This is a genomic window from Planktothrix sp. FACHB-1355 (assembly GCF_014748295.1).
Classification (GTDB): domain Bacteria; phylum Cyanobacteriota; class Cyanobacteriia; order Cyanobacteriales; family Aerosakkonemataceae; genus Aerosakkonema; species Aerosakkonema funiforme_A.
The window spans coordinates 1-1,977 of sequence record NZ_JACJUP010001241.1; the positions used below are offsets into that span (position 1 = coordinate 1).

Consider the following 1,977-nt stretch of genomic DNA (forward strand, 5'->3'; position numbering starts at 1 on the left):
CCGTTTAACTGGATAAAGTTAAACCCAAGAAAAGTTATTAAAGATACGTCTTTCGCACTTTTATTTTTAAAAATTATCAAGGCTTGTGGAATAAATAAACTGGCATTGAACACAAATCCTAATCCGAAAAAGAAGGTAACTATTTCTTTCATGGCGTTTGTCGATCGCTCAATAAATAGAGGACTGTCAGCGTCGCCAACAATCCCCCATTATACTCGCTAATTCTCTCCCCTATTCTTATCTACGCGCAGGGAAGCATATTGGCCTTTAATCTCTTGGTTGAAAAACTTACCTTTTGAGTTAGAATCTCGGAAAATTTTCCAAATTTCCCTCTCCACACCAAAGTATTGGTAGATTGTCCCGCTTATAAATTGTATTTGCAAGATTTGGCGGGATTCATCGTAGCCAATCGCGGATGCCATAGTCGATCGCACCGGTAGCATCGCGATCGGTTTCTCTCCTTTAACAGTGGAAAAGTAAGCGACTTCACTATTAGCGATATAGGCAATTTTTTGGAGTCCTTTATAAACCGTACTCGGTGCTGGAATCTCGACATATTCCTGTTCTCCTTCCCGGTCTAACAACAGTCCCAAATATCCTTCTGCATGACCGATCGCCACTATATTTTTCAGGTCAATACTGACTAACCGCATCGGATTATCCTGAATTTCTATAAAAACTTGTTTTGGGGAAACTTGCCTATTAAAATTATAGCATTTTCCTGTATAATCCTACCCTCTCGTATCCGCTAACATCCGATGCCTAAAACATTTGCGATCTTATCTGCGTTAATCTGCCTAATCTGCGGTTAAATTTTAACCAACAATGCCAACAGACAATCCAAGACATCATTCTTTCTCACCGATGCTAGCGGACAGGATATAATTTATGAATTACCCCGAAAGCTACACTACAAAAGCTGAGTCACACTAATCGGCACACCACCTTTTTCCAAAGATTCCGTCATAGCACGCAGAATTTGCACTAAATTAGCGCCCACCAAACCCGAAGAAACCGTTGAAGGCGCGTTCTGACTAACGCAGCTAAGAAAGTGTTCGCAAACTCGCTTTAAAGGTTCTCCCGATTCCAGATTCACAACTTCGCGGCTTTGATTTATAGGCTCGAATTTATTGCCCTTTTGCTCAAAAGTTCCGTGCTGTACAGTCAGGGGTGATTCTGTCAATAATTCATCAAAAATTAAGGTTCCTTGACTGCCTACAACTGCCAGACGCCGTTGCTTATCGGGATTCGACCAACACAGATGAATATATGCTTGAAATCCGCTGGGATAAGTCAGCGTCACCCATACCAAATCGGCTAATCCATTTTGCAGCCAAACGTTGCCAGTAGCTTGGACTTGAGAGGGAGTTTCCCCCAGCCAGCTATTGAAAATGGCGATATCGTGAATAGCTAAATCCCACATTGCATCGATATCCTGACGCACTGGGCCAAGGTGGGTTCTAGCAGCGTAGCCATATCGCAATTCTCCCAATGTTCCCTTTTGCATCACCGCTTGTCCGCCAATGACTGCGGGATGAAATAAATACGTGTGGTCTACCACAAGTTGACGTTGCTGTTGTTCTGCAAGGCGACAAAGTTCGTAGCACTCATCCGGGTAGAGAGTTAAAGGTTTTTCTGCCAGAACGTGATAGCCTTGCTGGAGGGCGTCAGCGATTAAGTTATAGTGGGTAGAAGCTGGGGTGACGATCGCCACAGCCTCCAGTTCCGGCAATTCTCGCACCTGTTCCCAATTAGTTGCCAGAACTACACTCTCATCTAATTGATAGCGCGATCGCAAAGCTGCCAACCGATCCAAATTCGGGTCTACCACCGCCACCAAAAGCGCTTGGGGATTTTCTAAGAAGTTTCGTACCAAGTGGACACCCCAACGCCCAGCCCCCAATACAGCAACTTTAATAGTCATTTGTCCCCCGATTTTGGATTTTGGATTTTGGATTTTGGATTAGCTTTGCCTTG

General features: G+C 44.0%; 3 protein-coding genes. 1 reads left to right on the forward strand and 2 read right to left on the reverse strand.

Annotated features, from left to right (window positions below):
* Positions 1-222, forward strand: a 222-nt coding sequence (locus H6S82_RS33150) for a hypothetical protein (RefSeq protein ID WP_206756921.1), incomplete at its 5' end; no start/stop codon positions are given.
* Here the strand turns inward: H6S82_RS33150 and H6S82_RS31200 are convergent.
* Entirely contained in the window at positions 219-653 is a 435-nt protein-coding gene (locus H6S82_RS31200) for a KTSC domain-containing protein (RefSeq protein ID WP_190466631.1), read from the reverse strand. The genes H6S82_RS33150 and H6S82_RS31200 overlap by 4 nt on opposite strands.
* Positions 654-910: 257 nt before the next feature.
* A complete protein-coding gene (locus tag H6S82_RS31205; RefSeq protein WP_190466634.1) occupies positions 911-1,924 on the reverse strand; it encodes a Gfo/Idh/MocA family oxidoreductase in 1,014 nt (337 codons plus the stop codon).
* Between the last annotated feature and the right edge of the window lie 53 nt (positions 1,925-1,977).

Bases quoted from the DNA above. Each gene is read 5' to 3' on its own strand.
- H6S82_RS31205 (WP_190466634.1), bottom strand. From the start codon at position 1,924: ATGACTATTAAAGTTGCTGTATTGGGGGCTGGGCGTTGGGGTGTCCAC.
- H6S82_RS31200 (WP_190466631.1), bottom strand. From the start codon at position 653: ATGCGGTTAGTCAGTATTGACCTGAAAAATATAGTGGCGATCGGTCAT.